Raw genomic sequence first — 25,646 nt, forward strand, 5'->3', positions numbered from 1 at the left:
AGCCCATGCGATCATGCCGCGAACGGCGTCATCTGAGACAACCACAGATTTTGGGCAAAGGCAAGAACATTACGGGAACAATCGAACGTTGTGCCTTGATGGCATCGCATCGGCTACGGACCGGAACCCCGCTGTTCCGCCAAGCATGGACGCTACTTGCGTTTGTCCTCGACCGCATCCCAGAACAGGCTGGCGATATCGGCGCCACCAAAACGCTGCACCTCGCGCACGCCGGTCGGCGACGTCACGTTGATCTCGGTCATGTAGTCGCCGATCACGTCGATGCCGACGAGGATAAAGCCGCGCTCCTTCAGCGACGGGCCGATGCGGGCGCAGATCTCGCGTTCGCGCTCCGTTAGTTCGGTTTTTTCGGCGCGGCCGCCGACATGCATGTTGGAGCGTGAATCAGTCTCGGCCGGCACCCGGTTGATGGCGCCGACCGGCTCGCCGTCGATCAGGATGATGCGCTTGTCGCCGGCTCGCACCTCCTTCAGATAACGCTGAACGATGTAGGGCTCGCGGAACACCTGGCCGAACATTTCGAGCAGCGAGGCGAGGTTGCGATCGGCCTCGTGCAGGTGGAAGATGCCGGCGCCGCCATTGCCGTAGAGCGGCTTGACGATGATGTCGCCGAACTCCTTGCGGAAGGCGGCAACCTCCTGGCTGTCCTTGGTGATCAGCGTTTCCGGCATCAGGTCGGGAAACTCGGTGACGAAGATCTTTTCCGGGCTGTTGCGCACCCAGGCCGGGTCGTTGACCACCAGCGTCCTGGGATGGATGCGCTCGAGCATATGCGTCGTGGTGATGTAGTTCATGTCGAACGGCGGGTCCTGCCTGAGCAGGACGACGTCCATCTCCGACAGGTCGGTGCGCACTTTCTCGCCGAGCGAATAATGATTGCCCTTCTCGTCGCGGACCTGCATTTCCTCGACGCCGGCAAACACCTTGCCGTCGCGCAGCGACAGCCGGTCGGGCGTATAATGGAACAGCTGGTGGCTGCGCCGCTGCGCTTCCAGCGACAGCGCAAACGACGTGTCGCCGGCAATCGAGACGGTGGAAATGTGGTCCATCTGGACAGCGATTTTCAGAGGCATGGCGGATCTCCGGCGGATCGGATGGGCTGCTTGCCCTTACAACCTCCCCGGTCATCTGCCAATCGCGACATTTTGAGGATTGCCTGCTGGGCCTCGACGAGGCGCTTCGGCTGCGCCGGCGGCAACGATTGCTGTTCGGCGGGCCAGTCGGTTTCGATGCCACGCTCGGCTATCTCAGAAATTCCCTCCGTGGCACCTTGCGCTCAAGGCGATCTGACGAGCGACTTGTCAGACATAAGCCCGCGAATTTGCTTTTTCTCCCTTGCTCCCCCGACCGGGCTGGCTAGGATGCGCGCCGACCGAGCCACGGCGCCGCGCGTCCTTTTGGACGCGCAAACGACGCGGTAGCACTTTGATTTTGCGCATGATCCTTTCCGAAAATCGAAACTGGGTTTCGGGGTCATGCGCAGGGAGGAAAAAATGATGCCATCGGCGCGCTTTGCCGACCTTGAGGGCGCTTCGGTGCTGATCACCGGCGGCGGCTCCGGCATCGGCGCGGCGCTGACCGAGGGTTTTGCCCGCCAGGGGGCAAAAGTCGCCTTCATCGACATCGCCGACGGCCCGAGCCTGGCGCTGGCCGACCGCATCGAAAAGGATCTCGGCCGCCGCCCCCTCTATCTCAAGACCGACATACGCGACGTCGAGGCGCTGCGGGCTTCGGCCGCCAGGGCGGCAGAGGCGCATGGCGACGTCACCGTGCTGGTCAACAATGCAGCACTTGACGATCGCCACGCGGTAGAAGACGTCACCGTGGAGTTCTGGGACAACAACCAGGCGGTGAACCTGCGTCCGCATTTCTTCTCCGCACAGGCGGTGGCGCCGGGCATGAAGCGCGCCGGCGGCGGCTCGATCATCAACTTCACGTCGACGTCGTTCCTGATCAACCACCCCGACATGCCGGCCTATACCGCCGCCAAGGCGGGGATCGTCGGCCTGACCAAGGGGCTTGCCGGCAAGCTCGGCGCCGACGGCATTCGCGTTAATGCGATCGCACCCGGCTGGGTGATCACCGAGCGGCAGAAGCAGCTCTGGGTGACCGAACAGGCGCTCGCCGCCCACGTGGCCAAGCAATGCATCAAGCAGGTGATGCAGCCGGAAGACATCGTCGGCACGGTGCTGTTCCTCGCGTCGGACGCTTCGCGCATGCTGACCGCACAGATGCTGATCGTCGACGGGGGCTTCCTGTGAACTCAGCGAGCAACGTGCCTTCTGTGGCCACCGTCGACTGGGGCACCACCCGTCTCAGAGTCTGGCTGGTCTGTGAGGCCGGAAACGTCCTTGCCGAGCGTCGCGGCGACGACGGGCTGATCACCGCGCAGGCGGCCGGATTTTCGACCATCCTCGAAGGACATCTGGCAGCGATGGGCGCGCCGGAAGCGATGCCCGTGATCATCTGCGGCATGGCCGGCTCGCGCCAGGGCTGGCTGGAGGCGCCCTATGTCAGCGTGCCGGCGCCGATCGGCGCCATCCTTGCCGGTGCTGCGCGCGTTCCCGGCCAGCGCCGCGACATCCGCATCGTGCCGGGCCTTGCCCAGCGCCTGGCCGACGCGCCCGATGTCATGCGCGGCGAGGAAACGCAGCTTGCCGGCGCCGGTTTGCCGGCAACAAGCCGCCATCTCGTCTGCATGCCCGGCACCCATTCCAAATGGGTGCTGGTCGAGGACGGCGCCGTTGCCGGTTTTGGCACCTGGCCGACCGGCGAGCTGTTTTCGGTGCTGGCGGCGCATTCGATCCTGCGCCATTCGCTGGGCGAGCAGCCCAAGCCGGTTGCACCAGGCAATCCGCTTTTCCAGCGCTGGTGCGAGATCGCGCTGGCCGAGGGCGGCGATGTCACATCGAGGCTGTTCTCGATCCGCGCTGCGGGCCTTTTGCAGGACCTGAAGGCCGACGATGCCGCTGCCTGCCTGTCCGGCCTGCTGATCGGCGGCGAGATCGCCTCGGCCAGCCGCCGCTATCGAAAAGGCGCGGCGTCGATCGTGCTGGTCGCATCCGGCGCGCTCGGCACCCTCTACACTGAGGCGTTCGGTCTTGCCGGGCTTGCGGTGAGAGCCGTCGATGCCGACGAGGCGGTGCGTGCCGGCCTCATCGAGGCGGCGCGCAAAAATGGCATGATTGCTGGAAGCGGAGTTGCCGCATGACCGAGACCGCATCGTTTCCGAAGCTCGAGCGCGGGCTTGTCGCCATCCTGCGGGGCCTCAAGCCGGACGAGGCGGTGGCCGTCGGCCGGGCGATCTTCGAGGCCGGCATCGAAGCGATCGAAGTGCCGCTCAATTCGCCGGACCCGTTTGTCTCCATCGCGAGAATTGTTGAGGCGCTGCCGGCGACGGCATTGGTCGGTGCCGGGACCGTGTTGACCGCAGCCGATGTCGACGGACTGAACAAGGCCGGCGGGCGGCTGCTGGTCAGCCCCAACATCGATGCGGAGGTCATGGGTCCCGCCATGAATTACGGCATGGTGACGATGCCGGGCGTATTCACGCCGACCGAAGCCTTCCAAGCCATCGGGCTCGGCGCCTCGGCGCTGAAATTCTTCCCGGCCAGCGTGCTCGGCGCGGCCGGGATCGCGGCGATGCGCGCCGTTTTGCCGGCTGAGGCGCCGGTCGGCGCGGTCGGCGGCGTGTCGGAGAAGGACTTTGCCGGCTACAAGGCGGCCGGTGTCAGCGTCTTCGGCCTTGGCTCCAGCTTGTTCAAGCCTGGTATGAGCGTCGACGAGGTGGCAACGCGGGCGCAGGCCGCAGTCGCGGCCTGGGACGCAGCGTTTGGAGCAGCGCCATGAGCGAAGCCATCGTTTCGGTTTTTTCCGACCATGTCTGTCAACTCGGCGAAGGCCCGAGCTATGACCCCGCCACCGAAACGCTCTACTGGTTCGACATCGTCAACGGCCAGCTTCTGGAAAAGCCCCTGTCCGGCGGTGCCGTCAAAATCCACGAGCTTGGCCAAATGGCCAGCGCGATCGCCGCCGTCGACGACAAAAGACAGTTGATCGCCACCGAAACCGGCCTGCATGTCCGCGACGTGGCGACCGGCAAAATGACGCTGCATACGGCCATCGAGGCCGACAATCCGGCGACGCGCTCGAACGATTCGCGCGTCCATCCCTGCGGCGCCTTTTGGGTCGGCACGATGGGCAAGGGCGAGGCAAAGGCCGCTGGCTCGATCTACTGGTTCTTCAGGGGTGAATTGCGCCGGCTCTATTCAGACATCACGGTGTCGAACTCGATCTGTTTTTCCGAAGATGGAACCGTTGCCCATTACACCGATACCAGCACCGGCCTGTTGATGCGCGTCGGCTGCGATCCGGCGACCGGCCTGCCGGCTGGCGAGCCAAAAATCTTCGTCGATCACCGCAAGGCCAAGGGCTATATCGACGGTTCGGTGCTCGATCGCGACGGTGTCCTGTGGAACGCCTGCTGGGGCGGCAGCGTCGTTGAAGCCTACGGGCCTGACGGCAAGCTCATCCGTTCGGTCGCGATGCCGGTGACGCAGCCGTCCTGCCCGGCCTTTGTCGGCAGGAATGCCGACCGGCTGGCGGTCACCTCCGCCTGGTCGGGCAAGGATGAGAAACAGCGCCTGCTGGATCCGCAAGCCGGCATGACGTTTCTGCTCGACATTCCGGTCAACGGCCGCTTCGAGCCGCGCGTGCTGATTGCCTAGGCTGACGTCGATTTCGCGAAAGCCTGATACATCCGCCATGCGATGGTAGGCAGTCGCGCTGCCAGGCCCGTTCATCGCCAGGAATCGTTGATGCCATGTCAAGCCGCAGGCCGAAGCTGATCCTAGTCTACGAGCCGGAAAACGCCTGCTTCGAGCGGCTGGTTGCCGATGGCCACGTGCCGGGGCGCGCCGCCGAAATCGCCTCCTATCTGGCGCAATCGACCGACATCGCCCCTGAGTTCGACGCGCTGGCCGCAGCCTGCCAGACGCGCGGCCTGTCCTTCGCGCCGGTGGCGCTCGACGATGCCGCAAATCTGCTTGCCGGTGAGGATCCGAAGACGACGCTGGTGTGGACGCTGACCGACGGCATCGCCTATTTCCGCGGCGGCGCGGCGCCGGCCCTGGCAAGGCTGAACGGCCTGAAGCTGCTCGGCGCCGATGATGCGCTGTTTGCGCTCTGCCAGGACAAGTTCCGCTCCGGCGCCGTGCTCGGCGCGCTCGGCCTGCCGGTGCCGCAATCCGGTTTGGCACGCGACGGCCGCTGGCTGGCCGAGCCACCGGCTTCGCCAGCCGGCTGGTTCGTCAAGCCGAACCGGCTCGGCGCCAAGATCGGCATCTGGCCGGATTCGCGCAGCAGAGATCTCGGCCACGCGCTTGAGCTTAGCCGGCGCGTCTTCGCTGCCTATCGCGACGATGTCGTCGTGCAGCCCTACGTCACCGGGCGCAATGCGCGCGCCAGTTTTCTCGGTCTGAAGCCGGACACCGGCGTCGAAGCGCTCGGCATCGTCTTTGTCGAGTCGGGAAGTGATTTCCAGACAATGGAAGACAGCCTGGCGCTCTACGGCGACACCGGCGAGGCGGCCAGGGCGGCGGGAACATATGCCGAGCCGGTGCTGCTGCCGGTTGCCGCCAGCCAGCCGCGAGCCGATGCAAGGATCCGAGGGATCGCGCAAAGCCTCATCGCCGGGCTTGGCCTGCGGGATGTGTTTTCCGTCGATTTCCGGGTCGAAGCCGACGATAGCATCCATCTCATTGAGTTCGAGGTCTGCCCGGGCCTGCCTTGCTTCGATTTCCGCGCCTATTGCCGCACGCAATGGGAGATGGGCCTCGCCGATGCGATGGCCGCGACCGCCGCGAGCCGTTTTTTGGCCTCGCCCACGAAATGAGCAGCGCCCGCGTACGCAGCCGCGCCGACGGGCCAGGACCGTGCCTCGACAAACGGCTTGCGTTCCGACATTTCACTTAATAGGGCGTTAAGTGAAGGAGGCGCTCGGTGAAAGTCGACCCTGCGACATCCCCGGAGGTAGCCGCGCTGGCGACGACGGAAGCCGGCAAGGCCAAGCATGTCGGCGGCCGGATCAAGGCCATTCGCATGGCCCGACGCATTTCGCTTCGCCAGCTGGCCGACATAGTCGGCACGACGGCGAGCTTCATCAGCCAGCTCGAGCGCAATCTGAGCGGCGCCAGCGCCAGCACTCTGATGCGGATCGCGGCAGCGTTGGATCTCGGCATCAACGAGCTGTTCGAGCAGACCGAAGGTGGGTTCCACAAGGTGCTTACCAGAGCCGACCGCCCCCTGCTGCCGATCAGCCACGGTTGCCGAAAGACGCTGCTGTCGCGGCGGCCGATCCATGAATTCGAGGTTTATTCGGGGGAGTTCGACGTCGGCGGCTCGACCGGCGACGACGCTTACACGCATGGCGGCAAGCACGAGATGTTCGTCGTCCTGAAGGGCACAGTCGAGCTGACGCTGGCAGACGAGCGCTTCGTCATGAACGAGGGCGACAGCATCGAGTACGCCACCTCGACGCCGCATCGTACAGAGAATATCGGCAAGACGCCGGCGCAGGTGCTCTGGATCATCGCCCCTCCGACCAGTGGCGCGGCGGAACTCAATCGATACACGCCCGGACAAGGCTCGCAGCCGGGCGGACCGAAGTAATGCGGGTGCACATAAATTGGGAGATAAAACATGAAGACCAAGATCGGACAGGTGGCCGCGCTCGGGCTGCTGATGATCACCACAGCAGCGCTTGCGCAGAGCAAGCCGGTGGCGGGCGAGGTGGCAGAGGGCTCGCTGAAGGGCAAGACGCTTACCTTCGTCTCGTATGGAGGCATTTATCAGGATGGTCAGATCGCCGCGCTGAAAGAGTTCGTCGACAAATCAGGCGTGACGCTGCTCAGCGACGGGCCAACCGAGATCTCGAAATTGCAGGCGCAGGTCGAGTCCGGCAATGTCACCTGGGACGTTGTCGATACCGGCGATTTCCCACCCTATGTCTATTGCGGCAAGCTGTTCCAGAAGCTGGACTTCTCAAAGATCGATACGTCCAACATTCCGGAGGGCCAGACCAGCGAATGCAGCGTGCCGGCCATGAACTATGGCGTGGTGCTGATGTACAACACCGAAAAGTACAAGGATAACCCGCCCAAGAGCTGGAAGGATTTCTTCGACATCGAGAAATTCCCGGGCTCGCGCGCCCTGGAGGGCAGCGGCGATCTGTCCGGTGGCATGATCGGGCAGGCACTGCTCGCCGCCGGCGGGTCGGTCGAAAACATGACGGTGGCCGATATCGACAAGGCTATCGAGAAGGTGAAATCGCTTGGCCCGGACACGATCTTCTGGAAGACCGGCGCCGATTCCCAGCAGCTCGCCGAATCCGGCGAAGCCGACATGATCGCGATGTGGACCGGACGTGCCATGACCGCGGTGAAGAACGGCGCGAAGTACACGCCGGCGTGGCAGGACTGGCTGGTGGTGATGGATCAGATGACCATTCCGATGGGCGTCAAGGACCCCGACGCGGCGCATGCGCTGATCAACGCCTATCTCGGCAAGAGCGCGCAGGAGACGCTTGCAAAAACCACCTCGTATACCCCGATCCACAAGGACGCGAAGCCCGAAGTGGACGAGATCACCGCGGCGTTCATGACCAACACGCCGGACAAGCTGAAGCTTGGCTATCAGCAGAACATCAAGTTCTGGGTGGAGAACTTCGAGGTGGCGAACGAAAAGTGGAATGGGTTGATGGCCGGCAATTAGGCCCGCCGCCGTGGCAACGAGAGCAATCGACAGCCGGGACACTGTTCCGGCTGTCGCGGCAGACGACCGGCGGCGCTGGTTTCGTGGACAGGCTTTCTGGCTCGTCGCGCCGGCGCTGCTGCTGCTCGTCATCTGCCTGGGCCTGCCGCTCGCCATCGTCACCTTGCGCAGCTTTTCCGAGCCGCAATGGGGATGGCAGAACTATGCCTGGTTCTTCGGCACACCGGTCAATCTGACCGTGCTTCAGCGGACCTTCGCGATCTCCGCCTGGGTGACGCTGGTATGTCTCATTGCCGGCTATCCCTATGCCTATGTGATGACTGCAGTCGGACCCAGGATGCGGCTCATCCTCATCCTGTGCGTGCTGGTGCCGTTCTGGGTGAGCGGCGTCGTGCGCACTCTGGCATGGGTCATCCTGCTGCAGGATTCCGGCGTGATCAACTCCGTCATCAGGGCAGTCGGCCTCAGCCCGGTCAAGCTGATCCGCACGCAGACAGGCGTGGTGATCGGCATGGCGCAGGTGCTGTTGCCGTTCATGATCCTGCCGCTCTATTCGGTGATGAAGACGATCGACCTGCGGCTCATGCAGGCGGCACGGAGCCTCGGCGCGAGCCCGGCGCGCGCCTTTGCCCAAGTCTATCTGCCGCTCTCGCTTCCGGGCGTCTACGCGGGCGCCATCATTGTCTTCATTCTTGCACTCGGGTTCTACATCACCCCGGCGCTGCTCGGTGGTCCGCGGTCGACCATGCTCTCGACCCTGATCCAGAACCAGGTGCTCAGCCTGCTCAACTGGGGCCGCGGCGGTGCGATGGGTGTGGTGCTGTTGATCGCCACCTTCGTCCTGCTCGCGCTCGCAGCACCGCTGTCGCGTCAACCGCACAAGATGGGCTCGAGACGCTGATGAAACAGCCCGGTCGAATCCTGCTCGGTCTGTACTGCCTGCTGGTCGCGGTCTGGCTGGTCGCACCGACAATCGTCGTCGTGCCGATGTCGTTCAACGACAAGAAGTCGCTGGCCTTTCCGCCATCCGGCTTTTCCTGGCAGTGGTACCAGAACTTTTTCACCAACCCCGAATGGTCGGCGAGCCTGGTCGGCTCGCTCAAGGTCGCCGTTGTCACGGCGCTGTTCGCCACCGTCATCGGCACGCTGGCGGCATTCGGCCTCGATCGCATGAAAAGCCGCGTCAGCGGCGTGCTGCGCGCGCTGCTGATCACGCCAATGGTCGTGCCGGGGGTGGTGCTCGCCGTCGGAATCTACGCGGTCTATCTCGATACGCGGTTGGTCGGCACCATGACCGGCTTCGTGCTGGCCCACACGATGCTCGCCGTTCCTTTCGTCATCATCGCCGTCTCCGCCAGCCTGGAAGTCTTCGACAAACGGCTGGAGACTGCTGCGGCCAGCCTCGGCGCGACCCGGCTGACGGCGTTCAGGACGGTGACCTTGCCGCTGATCGCGCCGGGCATCCTGTCGGGGCTGCTGTTTGCGTTCGTGACCTCATTCGACGAGATCATCGTCGCGCTGTTCATCACCAGCCCGTATCTGAAGACACTGCCGGTCCAGATATTCTCGAGCATTACCCGGGACGCCGACCCCACCGTTGCGGCAGTGGGCACGCTGCTCTTCATCGTGACTAGTGATCGGGGCGGGGCTGCTGATCGGTTCGAGACAGGGAAAACGTTGACATGGCCTCACCATCGACCCGCGGCGCAGCCATAGATCTCAAATCCGTCAGCAAGCACTATGGCAGCTTCATCGCCCTCGACAAGGTCTCGCTGCGCATCGAGCCGGGGGAGTTCATGACGCTGCTCGGACCCAGCGGTTCGGGCAAGACGACCACGCTCAACGTCATCGCCGGCTTCACCGAAGTCAGCTCGGGTTCGCTTGATGTCGGCGGCAAAAGCGTCATCGGCGTACCGGCGCACAAACGCAATATCGGCGTCGTCTTCCAGCACTACGCGCTGTTCCCGCATATGACGGTGAGCAGGAACGTCGCATATCCGCTGACCCTGCGCAGCATCGCCAATCCCGATCGCGCGGCCCGGGTGCGCAAGGCGCTGGACATGGTGAGGATGGCCGATTTCGGCCACCGCTTCCCCAGCGAGCTCTCCGGCGGACAGCAGCAGCGCGTCGCGCTGGCACGTGCCATCGTATTCGACCCGCCGCTGCTCTTGATGGACGAGCCGCTCGGCGCACTCGACAAGAAGCTGCGTGAGTGGCTGCAGCTCGAGATCAAACGGATCCACAGGGAATTGGGCACCACCTTCGTCTACGTCACGCACGATCAGGAGGAGGCCCTGGTCCGCTCGGACCGCATCGCCGTGTTCAACCAGGGACGCATCGAGCAGATCGGCACCGGTCGCCAACTCTACGACGAGCCCGAGACGTTGTTCGTCGGAAAGTTCGTCGGCGACTCGACGATACTGCGTGGTGCAGCCTCCACCTCCGGCAACGAGACCGCCATCGACGTAGCCGGACGGAAAGTGGCCGCCGCCAAACGCCTTGCCGACGGCGCCAAGCCGGTGATGCTGCTGCGGCCGGAGAAGCTGAGCCTCGCCAGGCGGGGAAAGGGCGGACAAGATCGAAACACCCTGCCCGGGCGCATCGGCGAGGCCATCTATCTCGGATCTGGCTCCAAATACGAGGTCGTGCTGGCCGACACCTCGAAGGCGATCGTGCGCTCGACGCTGGAGGCCGAAACCTTCGCCATCGGCGACGAGGTCGACCTCGTATTCGCGGGCAACGACGTGAAGCTGCTGGCCGACGACGAGAATGCCGATTTCACGCTGACCTAAAATCCTGTCTGGGAAAAATCGCGACAATGGACGTGAAGAAGAACGGCGACGTTTCATTCTGGTATGCCGACATCGGCGGCGTGCCCGGCTATCGACCGCCGCTGCAGGGCGATATCGTGGCCGACGTCTGTATCGTCGGGGCCGGCTACACCGGCCTTTGGACCGCCTATTATCTGAAGCAGGCAGCCCCGCATCTCAATATTGTCGTCATCGAGAAGGAGTTCGCCGGCTTCGGTGCTTCGGGGCGCAATGGCGGCTGGCTGTCCGGCGGCTTCTCATGGTCGCGCGAAAAATATGAGGAGGCAACCTCGCGCGCTGGAGTCATCGCCATGCAGGCGGCAATGACGGGCACAGTGAACGAGGTCATATCGGTTGCGGAAGCTGAAGGCATCGACGCCGACATTCGTCGCACCGACGAACTGCTGGTCGCAACCAACGAGGCGCAGGAGCAGCGCGCCAAGGCGATGTATGCCCATGCCAGATCCTGGGCGCTGACCGACGAGCGCGTCGGGTATATCGATGCAGCCGAGATGCGTCGGCGCATAGCGGTACACAACGCCCGCGGCGCCTTCGTCATCAAGAAGGTTGCGCGGATTCAGCCCGCAAAGCTGGTGCAGGGGCTCGCCAGGGCAGTGGAGCGGCTCGGCATCCCGATCTACGAACAGACGACCGTGCTGTCGATCGAGAGCGGCAAGGTCGCAACCAACCGGGGCGTGGTGCGGGCCGAAAAGATCGTGCGGGCGACCGAGGGTTTTACCGCGGGAATCGCCGGCCACGAAAGACTGTGGTTGGCGCTCAACAGCGCCATCGTGGTCACCGAGCCGCTTTCCGACAAGCTGTGGAGCGAAATCGGCTGGGATGGCTACGAGGTGCTCGGCGACGCCGCGCACACTTACTGCTACGCCCAGCGCACCCGGGAAGGACGCATTGCCATGGGCGGGCGCGGGGTGCCCTATCGGTTCGGCTCGAAGACCGACGTTCGAGGCGTCACCCAGCAGGCGACGATCGACAAGCTGCATAAAATCCTGACGACGCTTCTGCCGCAGACCAAGGGGCTCAAGCTCGACCATGCGTGGTGTGGAACGCTGGGCGTGCCGCGCGACTGGTGCACGACGGTGGGCTTTGACAGGCAGACCGGAATAGGCTGGGCCGGCGGTTATGTCGGCCTCGGCGTTTCCACCTCGAACCTCTCGGGGCGCACTCTGCGCGATCTGCTGCTGGGCAACGACACCGAGTTGACGCGGCTTCCCTGGGTCAATCGAACCGTGCGCAAGTGGGAGCCAGAGCCGCTGCGCTGGCTTGGCGTCCATTCGATGTATCAGCTCTATCGAATTGCCGACGAGCGGGAAGCAAAGGGGCTGCCGCGCTCGTCGCGGCTGGCCGCCCTGGCCGATCGCATCACCGGGCACTGAACCGCATCACTTCAGGAATTTAGCAATGATCGACTTCAAGACCTTCGCCCACCTGGCGCATATCGACCTCGGTGAGCCCCAGCCGAAGCCCACCTCGCTGGAAGGCGATCAGATGGAAGCAGCCAACACGCTTTGGACTTCCGAGGATGGCAAGATCGAAGTCGGTGTCTGGGAATGTTCGCAGGGCCGGTTCACCGCGCGCCGTGACACGAATTCCGAGATTTGCCACATCGTGTCCGGCCGCGTGACGCTGCACGGTCCTGGTGGCGCAGCCAAAGATGTCGGACCCGGCGAATTGCTCGTCCTGCCGCTTGGCTGGGAGGGCGAATGGACCATCCATGAGAAAACGCGCAAGCTTTACATCCTGCATTCGATCTGAACGCCGCGGGCACGTTCGCGACGGTTCCAAATGACTATGCACGCCACGGCAGTGGCCGCTGAACTAAACTAGACCCCTTCGACCAGCACGATCTCGCCGTCGGCCACCTTCTGCCGGATCGCGACGGCGCGCTGGTATTCGGGCGAGCGATAGCAATCGTGCGCCGCAGCCAATGACGGAAACTCGATGATCACGTTGCGGTCGCGGCCCGGCCCTTCTGCTTTTTCATGTGCACCGCCTCGTGCCAGGAAAACCGCGCCGAAACGATCGAAAGCCGGTTTGGCGGCAGTGACATAGTCCTTGTAGCCTTCCGCATCGCGCACATCGACGCGGGCGATCCAGTATCCCTTCGGCATGCTTGTTCTCCGAATTGTTAGGCCGAGCGCATTTCGTCAAGAATTGCTTCCGCGACCGCTCGCCTGTCGGCGGCGCTGACGATCGGCCGGCCGACGACGAGATGGCTGGAGCCGTTGCGGATCGCCTGCGCCGGCGTGACGACGCGTTTCTGGTCGCCATGGTCGCTGCCCTTGGGCCGTATCCCCGGCGTGACGACGGCCATGTTGGGGCCGACGATCCGGCGCACCGCCTCCGCTTCCTCGGCCGAGCAGACGATGCCGCCCATGCCGGCATGCAGCGCCTGCTCGGAGCGCCTCAGCACCAGCGTATGCGGGTCATGCTCATAACCGGCGTCGATCACGTCCCGCTCGTCCATCGAGGTCAGCACGGTGACGCCAAGCAGGCAGAGATCGCTGCCCCTGGCGGCCGCGACCGCTGCCTTCATCGTCTTCGGATAGGCGTGCAGCGTCAGCATGGTCATGCCCATCCTGGCAATGGCCTCGACGCCCTTGGCTACCGTGTTGTCGATGTCGAGCAGCTTCATGTCGAGGAAGATCCTGGTGCCGCCGCTGGCGAGCTCGCGGGCGAAGTCGAGGCCGCCGGCGAAGGCGAGTTGATAGCCGATCTTGTAGAAGGAGACGACCCCGTCGAGCTCGCGCACCACCGTCTCGGCGTCCTTCAGCGTCGGCACGTCGAGGCCGACGATCAGCCTGTCTTGCATGGTGCTGGCGCGCTCCTGGATCACGCCTCGATCCGCGTCGACAGCAGGCGCGAGGTTTCGATCAGCGTGCGGCATAGGTGCTCCATCGATCTGTGCAGTCGCTCGTCCCTGAAATTCCCGTCCTCATCGAAGGCGTTGCCGCCCTCCGGGACAGAGCACTCCGGCGTCACCACCTCCATCTGGCAGCGCACCAGCACGGCGCGCAGATGGTTGATGCAGCGTACCCCGGCGAAATGTCCTTTGGAAGACGAACAAAGGCCGGCGGGCTTGCCGGTGAACGGCCTGAACGACCGCCCGTCATCTGTGCGCACCCGGCTCACCCAATCGATTGTATTCTTGAGCAGCGGCGGGATCGAGCCGTTATATTCGGGCGTCGCGATCAGCAGCCCGTCATGGGCCGCGATTTGCCGGGCAAGCTTGATGGCGTTCTCGGGAATGCCTTTCTCCTTTTCCAGGTCCTCGTCGAGGATCGGCAGCGGATAGTCGGCAAGCGAGATGCGGGTCACCTCGGCGCCGTGCAGGGCGAGTTCCTTCTGCGCCACATCGGCGGTCCTGCCGCTGTAGGCGCCAGAGCGATTCGAACCGGCGAAGACGAGAATTTTCGCGATCACTGCTATCGGCCCCCTTGTTCCCGGACAGGTACAGCCAGGGATCTGTCAAATCAACGCCAACTTCGTCATCCTAGTGCGGAGCAGGAGCGAAGCGACGTCGCGGAGACCCTGGGATCCATTCCGCGATCTTGGCCGCGGAGTGCCGCGGAGCAGCATTCTGTACCGCTGCGGGGCTCAGATATCCCGGCATGGATTCTCGGGTCTGGGCTGCGTCGCTACGCTCCCGTGGATGACGAAGTGACGCGCGTTTCCACCGAACGGCTTTGCGCGGAGAAGCTAATGCGCCCCGCGCCGGTAGATCCACAGCTGCGTAGGTGGGATGTTGCGGATGACGAAATGGAAATGCTCGACCGTGTAGTCGCCGCGGCCGGGCGGGATCGGCGACAGCGGGCCGTAGGTCAGCTGCACGACCGGGCGGCCTGTCGGGATGCGGTCGAGAAGGCTTTCGACGTAGGCGACGCGCTGTTCGACCGGGAAATTGAGCAATGGCACGCCGGAGATGACCGAATCGAAGGTCAGGCCGCTCTTGTCGCCGAGCGTCGCATCGAGATTGAAGGCATCGCCCTCGATGACGTTGACGCCGGGATAGAGCTGGCGCAGATGGCGCACGAAATCGGGGGAGTATTCGACTGCGTAGAGATTTTCAGGCTTTACGCCGTGGGCGAGGATGGCTCGGGTGATGACACCGGTGCCGGGCCCGACTTCGAGCACCGGCAGGCCCGACATCGGGTTGACGACGGAGGCCATCTTGCGGGCCGTGATGGAACTGGTCGGCACGATCGAACCGACCGCCTTCGGCTTGTCGATCCAGCCCTTGAAGAACTTCAGTTCGTCGTCGAACTTCTCTGCCAGCGTCTTTCGCAGTCCGGGACCATGTGCCATGCAAGTTCTCCTGAACGGTCCCCCGAGTGGCTACTTAGCAGCTACGGGCTTCAAGGCAAGGCGGACGCCGGTATAAGGTGTTGATGACGCTAGGGGAGCTTCCGCTCGGTTGTATTCTACATCCGATTGGCGAGAGTCGCCATCAGCGCTCGCTGAAGGTCTCGAAAAAGTCCTTCATGCGGGCGAAAAAGCCGCTCGACTGCGGCGAATTATCCTTCGAGGAAAGCTGCTCGAACTCCTCCAGCAGCTCGCGCTGGCGGCGGGATAGGTTCTGCGGCGTCTCGACCGCGGTCTGGATGTAGAGATCGCCGACATTGTGCTGGCGCAGCACCGGCATGCCCTTGCCCTTGAGGCGGAACTGGCGGCCGTTCTGGGTGCCTTCCGACACCTTGACCTTCGTCTGGGTGCCGTCCAGCGTCGTCACCTCGAAGGAACCGCCAAGGGCAGCCGTCGTCATTGAGATCGGCACCTTGCAGTAGAGATCGGCGCCGTCGCGCTGGAAGAATTCGTGCGGCTTGACCGCCAGGAAAATATAAAGATCGCCCGACGGGCCGCCGCGCAGGCCGGCCTCGCCCTCATTGGCAAGGCGGATGCGGGTGCCGTCCTCAATGCCGGCCGGGATGTTGACCGACAGCGAGCGCTCCTCGGTGACGCGGCCCTGGCCGGCGCATTTCGCGCACGGCTCCTTGATGGTCTGGCCACGTCCCTGGCATTGCGGGCAGGTGCGCTCGATCGAGAAGAAGCCTTGCGTGGCGCGCACCTTGCCGTGGCCGTTGCACATCGAGCAGGTGACGGGCTGGGTGCCGGGCTTGGCGCCGCTGCCGGAGCATTCCATGCAGGAGATCGAGGCCGGCACGTGGATCTGCGCCGTCTTGCCGGCAAACGCCTCCTCCAGCGTGATTTCCATATTGTAGCGCAGGTCTGCACCGCGCTCGCGTCCGCCTGACGAGCGGCGCTGGCGCCCGCCCATCATGTCGCCGAAAATATCCTCGAAGATGTCGGCGAAACCGCCGGCGCCGAAGCCGTGTGCGCCGCCGTTCATGCCGCCCTGTTCGAAGGCGGCGTGGCCGAAACGGTCGTAGGCCGCCCGCTTCTGCGGATCCTTCAACGTCTCGTAGGCTTCGTTGATTTCCTTGAACTTGTGCTCGCAGGCATGATCGCCGGGATTGCGATCGGGGTGGAACTGCATGGCCAGCTTGCGGAAAGCGCTCTTGAGCTCCTTCTCGTCGGCCCCCTTTTGCACGCCCAGCGTTTCGTAGAAATCAGCTTTCATCTTTTCCCGCAGTCCGGATATTCAACGTCTTGAAGCACTTTGCGTCGTTCGCCGGCACGCTGTTCCGATTTAGGTGCGATGGAGCCGGGATGCCAGTGTTGACACGGGCTTGCCCGCACTTTTTCGATCAGGCACGCACTTTTTCGGCCAGAGTGGCAAAAAAGCCCGGCTTTACGCCGGGCTTACTACAGCGCCGCGCGTCCTGTTGGACACGCAAAGGACGCTATAGCACTTTGATTTTTGCGCATGATCCTTTCCGGAAATCGATTCCGATTTCGGGGTCATGCGCCTAAACCTGCCGGCAGGCCGCTTAGGCCGACTTCTTCTTGTCGTCGTCCTCGTTGATTTCCTCGAAGTCGGCGTCGACCACGTCGCTGTCCTTGGCGGCGTCCGCCTTGGCGTCAGCTTCCGCGGCTTCCTTCTGCGAAGCCTCGTACATGGCCTGGCCGAGCTTCATCGAGGTTTCGGCGAGCGCCTGCGTCTTGGCTTCGATCTCGGCGGCGTCGTCGCCTTCGGCAGCGGTCTTCAGCGCCGCGATCGCATCGGCGATCGCCGTGCGGTCGGCCTCGGAAACCTTCTCGCCATATTCCTTCAGCGACTTTTCCGAGGAATGCACCAGCGCCTCGGCCTGGTTGCGGGCCTCGACCAACGCGCGCCGCTTCTTGTCGGCCTCGGCATTGGCTTCGGCGTCCTTCACCATCTTCTCGATGTCGGCGTCCGAAAGGCCGCCAGACGCCTGAATGCGGATCTGGTGCTCCTTGCCGGTGCCCTTGTCCTTGGCCGAGACGTTGACGATACCGTTGGCGTCGATGTCGAAAGTGACCTCGATCTGCGGCACGCCACGCGGCGCCGGCGGAATGCCGACCAGGTCGAACTGGCCGAGCGCCTTGTTGTCGGCGGCCATTTCACGCTCGCCCTGGAAGACGCGGATGGTCACGGCCGATTGTGAATCCTCGGCAGTCGAGAACACCTGGCTCTTCTTGGTCGGGATCGTCGTGTTGCGCTCGATCAGCCGCGTGAACACACCACCCAGCGTCTCGATGCCGAGCGACAGCGGCGTCACGTCAAGCAACAGCACGTCCTTGACGTCGCCCTGCAGCACGCCGGCCTGGATGGCGGCGCCCAATGCGACGACCTCATCCGGATTGACGCCCTTGTGCGGCTCCTTGCCGAAGAACTGCTTCACGATCTCCTGGATCTTGGGCATGCGGGTCATGCCGCCGACTAGGACGACCTCGTCGATTTCGCCGGCCTTCAGGCCGGCATCCTTGAGCGCCGCCTTGCAGGGTTCGATCGTGCGCTGGACGAGATCCTCGACCAGGCTCTCGAACTTCGCCCGCGTCAGCTTCAACGTCAGGTGCTTGGGGCCGGTGGCATCGGCGGTGATGAAGGGCAGGTTGATCTCGGTCTGCGTCGTCGACGACAGCTCGATCTTGGCCTTTTCGGCCGCTTCCTTGAGGCGCTGAAGCGCGAGCTTGTCGCTGCGCAGGTCGATGCCCTGTTCCTTCTTGAACTCGGCCGCCAGATATTCGACCAGACGCATGTCGAAATCCTCGCCGCCGAGGAAGGTGTCGCCATTGGTCGACTTCACCTCGAACACGCCGTCGCCGATTTCGAGCACCGAAATGTCGAACGTGCCGCCGCCAAGGTCATAGACGGCAATGGTCTTGCCTTCCTTCTTGTCGAGGCCGTAGGCAAGTGCGGCCGCGGTCGGCTCGTTGATGATGCGCAGCACTTCCAGGCCGGCGATCTTGCCGGCATCCTTGGTTGCCTGGCGCTGGGCGTCGTTGAAATAGGCCGGAACGGTGATGACCGCCTTCTCGACCTTCTCGCCGAGATAGGCTTCCGCCGTTTCCTTCATCTTCTGCAGGATCATTGCCGAGATCTGGCTGGGCGACTGCTTCTTGCCGCCGGCCTCGACCCAGGCGTCGCCATTGTCGCCCTTGACGATCTGGTAGGGGACAAGCTTCTTGTCCTTTTCCGTAACCGGATCGTCATAGCGGCGGCCGATCAGGCGCTTGACCGCGAAGATGGTGTTTTCAGGATTGGTGACCGCCTGGCGCTTGGCCGGCTGGCCGACGAGGCGCTCGCCGTCGCTGTTGATGGCGACGATGGATGGGGTCGTGCGCGCGCCTTCCGCATTCTCGATGACCTTCGATTCCTTGCCGTCCATGATGGCGACGCAGGAGTTGGTGGTCCCCAGATCGATACCGATTACTTTTGCCATTTTTCTAATCTCTCCGCTAAGCAGGCTCTCAGGACCCGTACAGGCGTTCCGCCGAAAGCCCCTGTTCACAAGAAATTCCGCTTCGGCAACCGGCATTCCGGCGCCGAACGGCTTGGCGCGTATATAAGAACAGGCTGCGCGGCGCGCAAGCATTCTGCGCAAGGCATCCAACACATCCTTTTCTCGGCCCGGCCAGGGTTCTCCGGCCCATGAACCTTTCAGCGTCGGTTCGCACTGACACCCAGATGCGCTGCGTGGTGCGGCCCTGGAAAGGAAAGGCCATGACTGGAAATCCAGTCTCAGCGCGACCACCGCTTTCGGGGTGGGGTCGCTATGCCAGGCGTTCCGCTGGTTCCGTTGACCATGCGTAAGAGCCGGCATATCGTGATCACGAGGAAAGCAGACAAATTCGATCAGGGAAAACGTGCCGGAACGTCGCGCCTTGCCCTGGTTTGCGCGGAAACACCGGATGTTTCTCCCGTCGCCCGCGGGGGGAATTCCATGTCTTGCGACCACGGCGCGTTCGTACGCTCTCGTGCTGGCCGTTTGCGCCGTGCGATGCAAACAGCCAGCGGCTTTCCGGCGTTGGCGCTCGCCACCATCCTGTGGCTTGGCGGTGCCGTGCAGGCGCAGGAAACGCAGATCATCTATCCAGGCTCGATGGCGGTGACCGGATTTTCCGGTACCGTCATTCGTGATCCTGAGGAGGGCCTGCCGCCCAGCGTCGACCCGGTCGACGAGACCTTTATCGACACGACGCGCGCAACCTTGCGCGTCTTTGACGTTTCAAGGCTGGGCGGGCGGGCCTCCGGCCAACTCGTCTTCACGCCGCCGCCCTTCGAAGTGACGGCCGGGCAGATCGGCCAGGTGTTCGGCATCACCTATGACGACGGGGTACGCGACGGTGCTCCCTCGGGCATTGCGAACCTCTATGCCGGCGCCACCTCGCTGCATGGCGCCCGCATCGTCACGTCAGACGAAGATGCGGACGGTCGTCCCGAGCGGCAGCGTCGTGGTGCTGCCGGCGCCACCTTCATGGACGGCCAGTTCGGCACCGAGAACGGTGGCGGACCGGGCACGATCTGGAAGATCGACGGCATCACCGGCCAGGTCAGCAAATTCGCCGACCTCGAAACCAACAGCGGCCCTGGCATCGGCGACGTCACCTTCGACACTATCCGCCGCCAATTCTTCGCCAGCGACCTCGACACCGGTCTCATCCACCGCATCGATGCCAACGGCACGCTGGTCGACAGGTTCGACCATGGCGTTGCCGGACGCCCGGCGCACGGGCTGGCCCCGCTTGCCGACGATGGCTTGGTGATGGACATCGAGGATGCTGCCTTCGACAGCGAGGACCCCGACAGCTGGGGTTATACGCAGGATGAGCGTCGCGTCTGGTCCGTCGCCTATCACGGCGGCCGCCTCTATTATTCCGTCGCTGAAAAGGCCGATCTCTGGTCGGTGGGCGTTGCCCGCGACGGCAGCTTTGCTGGCGACCCGCGCTGGGAATTGACGGTCAAGGCCGACAACGGCCACGCCGTCACCGACATCGCTTTCGACATCAGCGGCTTCATGTACCTGGCCCAGCGCGGCCCGGTGGAAAACCGCTACGACTACAGCCGGTTCGCCGATACCGGCACGGGTGAGGTCTTCCGCTACGGGCGCGAAAACCCGGACGATCCGGCGACGGAATCAATCTGGGTGGAAATGCCGCAGGACTATGCGGTCGGCTTCCCGCAAGACAACCGGCGGTCGGCTGGCGGCCTCGACCTGCAATATGGCTATGACGCCGACGGCAATCTCGACGCGAGCATCTGCAGCGAGACGCTGGTCAAGACCGCAGACAAGTTGCGCGACAACCCCGCGCTTGCCGAACGGCTTGCCGGCGGCGGGCCGCTCGCCGTGCACGGTGTGCAGATCACGCCGACGGCGCTGGTCAAGCCAGCCAACGTGCCGCCTTTCGGCGCGTGGTTCGTCGACTTTGACGGCTATTTCGAAGACCCCGAGGTAGAAGGCCCTGAGGCAGAAGGGCATGTCGGCGACGTCGAAGTCTGGCATCCCTGCGAAGGCCGTACCGGCTACAATGAGCAGATACCGGGCGGCGGTTACCTGCCGCCTTTCTATCCGCCTGATTTTCCGCGGCCCGGCGGCATGCCTCCTTGCCTCGACAACGACCGCGACTGCGCCTCGATCCCGATCTGCCGGCGTGGCGACCGGGGCCGCGACTGCCGGCCGCCGGTGGAAAAGAAGGTCGATTTGATCCTGAAGAAGCGTGCCCGCACCCCGGTCTGCACGGCAGATGGTGTCTGCACCTTCGTGATCGATATCATCAACAACGGCAACGTCCGCTACGACGGGCCGCTGACGGTTACCGACACCTATCCGGGTGGCGTGCCGGCATCGTCGAGCTTCGGCCCGATCCCGCCATGGACATGCGGACCGAACGGCCCCGGCCAGTTCCGTTGCGACAATGCCGGCATCGTGCTCTCGCCGGGCGCCTCGACGCCGATCTTCGTCAAGGCGGTAATGCCGGCTGGTTACCGGCCAAACACGGTCGAGAACTGCGCCGAGGTGAAAGCCATCCCCGGCGAGAACAACCTCACCAACAACAGGGCCTGCGCCAGGCAACGCATCCGTCATCCCGACAGCGGCAAGCCGGCCATGCGCATCACCAAGATGTGCAGGGGAGCGCTGGCCGGTGCTGCGGTCGTCACCTGCCGCATCACCGTCATCAGCACCGGCACCAGTGCCCCCACCGGTCCGCTGCGGGTCAACGGTGCCGCGACGCTGGTGCCCGGCGGCAGGCCCGTTCAGATCCAGACCGTCACTCCCGACGGCGCGGAATGGACGTGCGGACCGGTTCCGGCCAATGCGTTGTCGTGCCAGATTCCCGGCGCCGTCATGACGCCCGGAACCAGCCGTCACTTCGACGTGGCGCTTGCAGCGAATGGCGTATTCGAGAACTGCGCACGCGGCTCCTACGGCCCGGCGCCAGGAGACGACGTCGTCCATCCGATCGGCAGGGCCTGCGCCAAGGGTGGCGGCGCCTCGACCATCCGTGTCGAGAAAACCGGCGATGCCGAGTGCCGGGTCGGCCAGCCCTGCTCGTTCGAGATCACCATCGCGAATGATGGGAAAAACGCCTTCTCCGGTCCGGTTCGCATTGGTGATGCGATCGGTGTCGAAGGCCTTGGCCGGCTGGAAGGCGTTGCGATCACCTCGATCGACCCGCCCTTCGGCTGTGCGCCGGAACCGGCGACCTTGCCTGCATCCTGCATCGCCAACCTGACGCTCGGCGCCGGGGAAAGCCACGTTCACCAAGTGACTGTGATCATTCCCGACGACGGCCGCCTGGCCAATCTGCAGGGCACCGGCAGCGGCCAGAACTGTGTCGGCGTGCTGTCGCCCGATACGCCGGTGCGAGGTGCCGGCAAAATGCTCTCCCGCGAGTCGGCCAATGTGCAGGGCGATCGCGGCAAGGCCTATGCCTGCCATCCCTTCACCATCAAGAAACAGGTGAAGAAGGCGTGCTCGCAGGGCCTCGTCATGAACGACGCCGGCCGCTGCGTCTGCCCGCAAGGCACCACTTTCCGCAACGGCCAGTGCTCGTCCGCTGGCGGCACGGTCATCATACCGAAGCCGAAGGAGCGCTGCGTGCTGCTCAAGGGCCAGATCCGTACCTCCGACGGGCGTTGTGTCTGCCAGCGCGGAACCGAGCTGGATAACCGCAGGTGCGTGTCGACCGACGAGCCTCCGGCACGCCTGTGCAAGCTGCTGCCTGGCCAGATCCGCACCAAGAGCGGCGATTGCGTCTGTCCGAGACGGACGGAACTGAGGGGCAGGGCCTGCATGCCGATCGTCACGAAGCCGACCGTTGAACAGTGCACCATCCGCGGCCAAGTTCACAACAAACGTGGCGCCTGTGTCTGCCCGCGCGGGACCGAGGTGATCAGAGGCGCATGCCGCCGGGCACAGCTGGAGTGCGCGCCTGGCTCCGGGCTGATCAACGGCCGGTGTCAGCCGATCATCAGGCGGCGCTGCCCGGTCGGGACAGTCGGACGGTACCCAGACTGCACTCCGATCCGCAGGGCGCCGACGCTGCAGATAAATCCGAACCTGCTGCTGAACCCGAGCATCCTGCAGCAGCCGAGGCGCAGGCCGCGGGCTCTCCAGTAGGGTCCCGGGCTCAGCCCAGCACCAAGACCTCGCCCGAGCAATCCGGCGGGGTTTTTTCGTCCGTCGGACGTGTTTCAGCCGCTGCGTGAACCTTATCGCCGCAGTCGGCGACAAACTCCCCGAAGCAACATTTCAGGGAGAGAGAAAATGTCTTCAGCCAAACATGCTTTCCGCAACACGGCAGCGGCCGCTGCCCTGATCGCAGCTGCGCTCGCCACCACGCCGGCCTTCGCCAAGCAGGCGAACATCAAGTCAATGTCGTTCAACACCGAAAGCGCCAACACGACAATCCATGTCGGCTCGAGCGACAAGCAAAAATGGGACACGCTGAAAAGCGGCAACGTCCAGTTCTGGGGCCACATGAAGCTCAACACACGGTGGCCAGGCTATGTGCAGGACGTCGGCGTGGCGCTCGGCGTTTGTGGACCGGGCCAGTGCGGCGCGTTTCCTCCGATCTGGAGCGCCTCGCCTGTCAGCCGCGACTACGATCACCAGCAAAATTTCTCCTTCGACCCCTCAATCATGCCGCTGTCCTCAGATAGCGGTATCGCCGTCGTGCCTTACGGCGACCAGATCATCGCCAGGTGCAACCAGCACCTCCAGCCCGATGGGCCGACAAAATCCTACTCGTTCACGCACAGTTTTCATGCGAGCTTCTCGGCACTCACCGACACGGCGCTCGACATGGACAATGCGGTCAGCGAGGCCCAGGGCGGCAGCTGGCCCCATCCGCTGTACGACTCGCACTATGCCGAGCATGGCTCGTTCGACGTCCAAATCGTCTGCGACCCCGTCATCAAGCCGCCGGTTCAGGACGTCGCCAATGATTTCGGCGAATTCGACGTCGAAAACGTCAAGCTGTTCCTGACCACCTACCAGTCGAACCAGGCCGGCTCGACGCCCGGTACGGTCTGCCCGTCGTTGAAGGTCACGAGCCGGGCGCAGGCCAACCAGGCCGGGCCGGTGTCGATGCGCATCTGGCGCCAGAAGAACGACGGGCCGATCACCTCCGAGGTGCAGCAGGCGTGGGCGTCATACGACGCGACCAAGAATGGCTATTTCGCCACCTATGAGAAATGGGAGGACGTCGGCGCCACCGCCTATTTCCAGTACAAGACCGAGATCATCGGCAACGGCCCGTTCGAACCTTTCGACGGCTGGAAGGACATCACCGTCCATTGCACCGGCGCGGGTGGGGGCGGCTTCACCGACGCACCTCAGGATAACCCCGAAAACCCGCCGGCGCATTCGGACTGGCAAGGCGAGGTCACCGTCTCGGACAGCGCTGGCTTCAAAAAACTCTGCCCGCGCAAAGGCCAGGTGGCGTTCGAGGTCGAGCGCGATGCGCCGGGTGCGTTTCACTACCGCATCAGTTGCTCGAACGGCGCATTCTTCACCGGCACGACAGCCGCCTTTAACAATGGCGGTGTGTTCAAGGCGAGTGCCGCACACGAACTTAGCATCGTCAGAACCCGCTCGATCCAGTGCACCCTGCAGGAGATCAAGCAGAACGGTTCGATCGCCACCGTCGACAACAGCACGGAGGATTTTACCTGCATCAAGCGCAATTTTGATCCGAATGCCGATGGTCTGGCGGTCGATACGCGACCCAATCCCGGCAAACCGCAACTTCCGCCGGTCGTCATCGATGCCGGCCGCACATGCCTGCCGAGCCAAAGGCTGATCCGTGGCAAATGCGTCGACAGGCCGGTCGTGGCTGCCTGCCGCAGCACCGAAAAGCGTGTCGACGGCAAATGCGTTGGGGTCAGCATCCACTGCCTGCCCGGTCACCATCAGGTCGGCCTGAAATGCGTGCGCAATGCAGTGATCGCCGACAGGTGCAAGCGCGACGAACAGCGCATCGATGGGAGATGCGTGCACAAGCCCTCCATCATTGTCGATTGCAAGCGCGGCTATCATCTGGTCGGCAATGCATGCGTCAAGAAGCCGGTGATCGTCACCGCCTGCCGGGCAACCGAAAAACTGCTGCGTGGACACTGCGTGCCCAAGCACCCTGTGAAGAAGCTCAACCTGCAGAAAGTGAAGCAAGGCAGCGGCAAGGTGTTGCCGCCACGACCGGCCAGGCCGCGGCATCCCGTGAACTGAAATCGCGACGCTTGAACAGGGGAGAGAGGTGGCCGATGCTGCCTCTCTCCTTTCGCGCTGGCACCGGATTCCTGTCGACAAGCAGCGCTGAGACGATTACGGCGAAGGCGGGCTCGAGAACGGGAAGCGAACATGGCTCAAAAGACCCTGATCGCGCCATCGGTGCTGGCGTCGGATTTTTCGAAGCTCGGCGACGAGGTCGAGGCGGTGGTGGCGGCCGGCGCCGACTGGATCCATCTCGACGTCATGGACGGGCATTTCGTGCCCAACATCACCTTCGGCCCGCCGGTGATCAAGGCGATCCGCAACCGCACCAAAACCTTTTTCGACTGCCATCTGATGATCGCGCCGGCCGATCCCTATCTGCAGGCGTTCGCCGAAGCCGGCTGCGACGGCATGACGGTGCATGCCGAGGCCGGGCCGCATCTCGACCGTTCGCTGCAGACGATCAGGAACTTGGGCAAGAAGGCCGGCGTGTCGCTAAACCCGGCGACGCCGGAAACGGCGATCGAATACGTGCTCGATCGGCTCGATCTGATCCTGATCATGACCGTCAATCCGGGTTTTGGCGGCCAGGCCTTCATCCCGGAGGTCATCGACAAGGTGAAGCGGGTGAAGGCGCTGATCGGCAATCGGCCGATCCGGATCGAGATCGACGGCGGCGTCTCGCCCGAAACCGCGCCACTGGTCACCGCCGCCGGCGCCAGCGTGCTGGTCGCCGGTGCGGCTATCTTCAAGGGCGGCAGCGTCGAAGCCTATCGGGCGAACATCGAGGCGATCAGGACAGCGGCCGACCAGGTGGCCGGCTGACGCTGCCGGCGCGACGTCACCGGCACGCGCTGTTCTCCCCAGCCGGTCAGGAATTCGTTGGCCGACGCCGGTGCGCCTGCGCTCGTGACATGCGATCCCCAGCCAAAATGGCCTTGTCCATTTTTGG

The 25,646-nt window shown here is 63.9% G+C and carries 22 protein-coding genes; 15 read left to right on the forward strand and 7 right to left on the reverse strand.

Annotation, left to right across the window (positions count from 1 at the left end):
- Window positions 1-152: 152 nt before the first annotated feature.
- Entirely contained in the window at window positions 153-1,094 is a 942-nt protein-coding gene (gene gshB / locus AC0L2M_RS10155; protein WP_473534741.1) for a glutathione synthase, read from the reverse strand.
- Between the two features lie 420 nt (window positions 1,095-1,514).
- On the opposite strand from gshB, the gene AC0L2M_RS10160 reads away from it, so the two are divergent.
- From AC0L2M_RS10160 to AC0L2M_RS10215, 12 genes are all read left to right on the forward strand, one after another.
- Complete coding sequence (locus AC0L2M_RS10160; protein ID WP_473534742.1) at window positions 1,515-2,282, forward strand: SDR family NAD(P)-dependent oxidoreductase; 768 nt, start codon at window positions 1,515-1,517, stop codon at window positions 2,280-2,282.
- Complete coding sequence (locus AC0L2M_RS10165) at window positions 2,279-3,232, forward strand: 2-dehydro-3-deoxygalactonokinase (protein WP_473534743.1); 954 nt, start codon at window positions 2,279-2,281, stop codon at window positions 3,230-3,232. Before AC0L2M_RS10160 ends, AC0L2M_RS10165 begins: the two co-directional genes overlap by 4 nt.
- Complete coding sequence (locus AC0L2M_RS10170) at window positions 3,229-3,870, forward strand: 2-dehydro-3-deoxy-6-phosphogalactonate aldolase (protein WP_473534744.1); 642 nt, start codon at window positions 3,229-3,231, stop codon at window positions 3,868-3,870. Before AC0L2M_RS10165 ends, AC0L2M_RS10170 begins: the two co-directional genes overlap by 4 nt.
- On the forward strand, window positions 3,867-4,748 hold the full coding sequence (locus tag AC0L2M_RS10175) for an SMP-30/gluconolactonase/LRE family protein (protein WP_473534745.1): 882 nt from the start codon (window positions 3,867-3,869) through the stop codon (window positions 4,746-4,748). The genes AC0L2M_RS10170 and AC0L2M_RS10175 overlap by 4 nt, the downstream gene beginning before the upstream one ends.
- Window positions 4,749-4,843: 95 nt before the next feature.
- Entirely contained in the window at window positions 4,844-5,914 is a 1,071-nt protein-coding gene (locus AC0L2M_RS10180; RefSeq protein WP_128169327.1) for a D-alanine--D-alanine ligase family protein, read from the forward strand.
- Window positions 5,915-6,021: 107 nt separating this feature from the next.
- A complete protein-coding gene (locus tag AC0L2M_RS10185; protein ID WP_473534746.1) occupies window positions 6,022-6,690 on the forward strand; it encodes a helix-turn-helix domain-containing protein in 669 nt (222 codons plus the stop codon).
- A 30-nt stretch (window positions 6,691-6,720) separates the two neighbouring features.
- Window positions 6,721-7,791 (forward strand): extracellular solute-binding protein, encoded by a 1,071-nt coding sequence (locus tag AC0L2M_RS10190; protein WP_473534747.1) that lies wholly within the window; start codon window positions 6,721-6,723, stop codon window positions 7,789-7,791.
- Between the two features lie 10 nt (window positions 7,792-7,801).
- Window positions 7,802-8,692 carry an ABC transporter permease gene (locus tag AC0L2M_RS10195; RefSeq protein ID WP_128169330.1) on the forward strand — a complete coding sequence of 297 codons (891 nt, stop codon included), beginning with the start codon at window positions 7,802-7,804 and terminating at the stop codon, window positions 8,690-8,692.
- A complete protein-coding gene (locus AC0L2M_RS10200; RefSeq protein ID WP_473534748.1) occupies window positions 8,692-9,507 on the forward strand; it encodes an ABC transporter permease in 816 nt (271 codons plus the stop codon). Before AC0L2M_RS10195 ends, AC0L2M_RS10200 begins: the two co-directional genes overlap by 1 nt.
- Window positions 9,474-10,583, forward strand: coding sequence for an ABC transporter ATP-binding protein (locus AC0L2M_RS10205; protein ID WP_473534749.1), 1,110 nt, complete (start codon window positions 9,474-9,476; stop codon window positions 10,581-10,583). Before AC0L2M_RS10200 ends, AC0L2M_RS10205 begins: the two co-directional genes overlap by 34 nt.
- Window positions 10,584-10,609: 26 nt before the next feature.
- A complete protein-coding gene (locus AC0L2M_RS10210) occupies window positions 10,610-11,995 on the forward strand; it encodes an NAD(P)/FAD-dependent oxidoreductase (protein WP_473534750.1) in 1,386 nt (461 codons plus the stop codon).
- A 25-nt stretch (window positions 11,996-12,020) separates the two neighbouring features.
- Window positions 12,021-12,374, forward strand: a complete 354-nt coding sequence (locus tag AC0L2M_RS10215) for a cupin domain-containing protein (protein ID WP_023801450.1) — start codon at window positions 12,021-12,023, stop codon at window positions 12,372-12,374.
- 68 nt (window positions 12,375-12,442) lie between these two features.
- On the opposite strand, the gene AC0L2M_RS10220 is transcribed toward AC0L2M_RS10215, so the two are convergent.
- The 6 genes from AC0L2M_RS10220 to dnaK form a co-directional block, all read right to left on the reverse strand.
- A complete protein-coding gene (locus tag AC0L2M_RS10220; RefSeq protein ID WP_023801451.1) occupies window positions 12,443-12,730 on the reverse strand; it encodes a DUF1330 domain-containing protein in 288 nt (95 codons plus the stop codon).
- 17 nt (window positions 12,731-12,747) lie between these two features.
- Window positions 12,748-13,431 carry an orotidine-5'-phosphate decarboxylase gene (gene pyrF, locus AC0L2M_RS10225; protein WP_128174823.1) on the reverse strand — a complete coding sequence of 228 codons (684 nt, stop codon included), beginning with the start codon at window positions 13,429-13,431 and terminating at the stop codon, window positions 12,748-12,750.
- A 20-nt stretch (window positions 13,432-13,451) separates the two neighbouring features.
- Window positions 13,452-14,048 (reverse strand): NADPH-dependent FMN reductase, encoded by a 597-nt coding sequence (locus AC0L2M_RS10230; RefSeq protein WP_128174788.1) that lies wholly within the window; start codon window positions 14,046-14,048, stop codon window positions 13,452-13,454.
- Window positions 14,049-14,318: 270 nt separating this feature from the next.
- Window positions 14,319-14,924 (reverse strand): phospholipid N-methyltransferase PmtA, encoded by a 606-nt coding sequence (pmtA, locus tag AC0L2M_RS10235; protein WP_027154687.1) that lies wholly within the window; start codon window positions 14,922-14,924, stop codon window positions 14,319-14,321.
- Between the two features lie 142 nt (window positions 14,925-15,066).
- Window positions 15,067-16,197, reverse strand: coding sequence for a molecular chaperone DnaJ (dnaJ, locus tag AC0L2M_RS10240; RefSeq protein ID WP_473534751.1), 1,131 nt, complete (start codon window positions 16,195-16,197; stop codon window positions 15,067-15,069).
- 310 nt (window positions 16,198-16,507) lie between these two features.
- Complete coding sequence (dnaK, locus tag AC0L2M_RS10245) at window positions 16,508-18,424, reverse strand: molecular chaperone DnaK (protein ID WP_091591896.1); 1,917 nt, start codon at window positions 18,422-18,424, stop codon at window positions 16,508-16,510.
- A gap of 558 nt (window positions 18,425-18,982) precedes the next feature.
- On the opposite strand from dnaK, the gene AC0L2M_RS10250 reads away from it, so the two are divergent.
- From AC0L2M_RS10250 to rpe, 3 genes are all read left to right on the forward strand, one after another.
- Window positions 18,983-22,603 (forward strand): hypothetical protein, encoded by a 3,621-nt coding sequence (locus tag AC0L2M_RS10250; RefSeq protein ID WP_473534752.1) that lies wholly within the window; start codon window positions 18,983-18,985, stop codon window positions 22,601-22,603.
- A 147-nt stretch (window positions 22,604-22,750) separates the two neighbouring features.
- Complete coding sequence (locus tag AC0L2M_RS10255; protein ID WP_023801458.1) at window positions 22,751-24,709, forward strand: EB domain-containing protein; 1,959 nt, start codon at window positions 22,751-22,753, stop codon at window positions 24,707-24,709.
- A gap of 132 nt (window positions 24,710-24,841) precedes the next feature.
- Window positions 24,842-25,519 (forward strand): ribulose-phosphate 3-epimerase, encoded by a 678-nt coding sequence (gene rpe / locus AC0L2M_RS10260; RefSeq protein WP_473534753.1) that lies wholly within the window; start codon window positions 24,842-24,844, stop codon window positions 25,517-25,519.
- Window positions 25,520-25,646 lie beyond the last annotated feature (127 nt).

The organism is Mesorhizobium sp. WSM4806, from assembly GCF_055811635.1.

Excerpts from the sequence above, each read along its gene's own strand:
- dnaJ (WP_473534751.1), bottom strand. The coding sequence starts at position 16,197 with ATGAAAGCTGATTTCTACGAAACGCTGGGCGTGCAAAAGGGGGCCGAC.
- rpe (WP_473534753.1), top strand. The coding sequence starts at position 24,842 with ATGGCTCAAAAGACCCTGATCGCGCCATCGGTGCTGGCGTCGGATTTT.
- pmtA (WP_027154687.1), bottom strand. The coding sequence starts at position 14,924 with ATGGCACATGGTCCCGGACTGCGAAAGACGCTGGCAGAGAAGTTCGAC.
- AC0L2M_RS10160 (WP_473534742.1), top strand. The coding sequence starts at position 1,515 with ATGATGCCATCGGCGCGCTTTGCCGACCTTGAGGGCGCTTCGGTGCTG.
- pyrF (WP_128174823.1), bottom strand. The coding sequence starts at position 13,431 with ATGCAAGACAGGCTGATCGTCGGCCTCGACGTGCCGACGCTGAAGGAC.
- gshB (WP_473534741.1), bottom strand. The coding sequence starts at position 1,094 with ATGCCTCTGAAAATCGCTGTCCAGATGGACCACATTTCCACCGTCTCG.
- AC0L2M_RS10200 (WP_473534748.1), top strand. The coding sequence starts at position 8,692 with ATGAAACAGCCCGGTCGAATCCTGCTCGGTCTGTACTGCCTGCTGGTC.
- AC0L2M_RS10170 (WP_473534744.1), top strand. The coding sequence starts at position 3,229 with ATGACCGAGACCGCATCGTTTCCGAAGCTCGAGCGCGGGCTTGTCGCC.
- AC0L2M_RS10190 (WP_473534747.1), top strand. The coding sequence starts at position 6,721 with ATGAAGACCAAGATCGGACAGGTGGCCGCGCTCGGGCTGCTGATGATC.
- AC0L2M_RS10220 (WP_023801451.1), bottom strand. The coding sequence starts at position 12,730 with ATGCCGAAGGGATACTGGATCGCCCGCGTCGATGTGCGCGATGCGGAA.
- AC0L2M_RS10215 (WP_023801450.1), top strand. The coding sequence starts at position 12,021 with ATGATCGACTTCAAGACCTTCGCCCACCTGGCGCATATCGACCTCGGT.
- AC0L2M_RS10205 (WP_473534749.1), top strand. The coding sequence starts at position 9,474 with ATGGCCTCACCATCGACCCGCGGCGCAGCCATAGATCTCAAATCCGTC.
- AC0L2M_RS10180 (WP_128169327.1), top strand. The coding sequence starts at position 4,844 with ATGTCAAGCCGCAGGCCGAAGCTGATCCTAGTCTACGAGCCGGAAAAC.
- dnaK (WP_091591896.1), bottom strand. The coding sequence starts at position 18,424 with ATGGCAAAAGTAATCGGTATCGATCTGGGGACCACCAACTCCTGCGTC.
- AC0L2M_RS10210 (WP_473534750.1), top strand. The coding sequence starts at position 10,610 with ATGGACGTGAAGAAGAACGGCGACGTTTCATTCTGGTATGCCGACATC.
- AC0L2M_RS10175 (WP_473534745.1), top strand. The coding sequence starts at position 3,867 with ATGAGCGAAGCCATCGTTTCGGTTTTTTCCGACCATGTCTGTCAACTC.
- AC0L2M_RS10250 (WP_473534752.1), top strand. The coding sequence starts at position 18,983 with ATGCAAACAGCCAGCGGCTTTCCGGCGTTGGCGCTCGCCACCATCCTG.
- AC0L2M_RS10255 (WP_023801458.1), top strand. The coding sequence starts at position 22,751 with ATGTCTTCAGCCAAACATGCTTTCCGCAACACGGCAGCGGCCGCTGCC.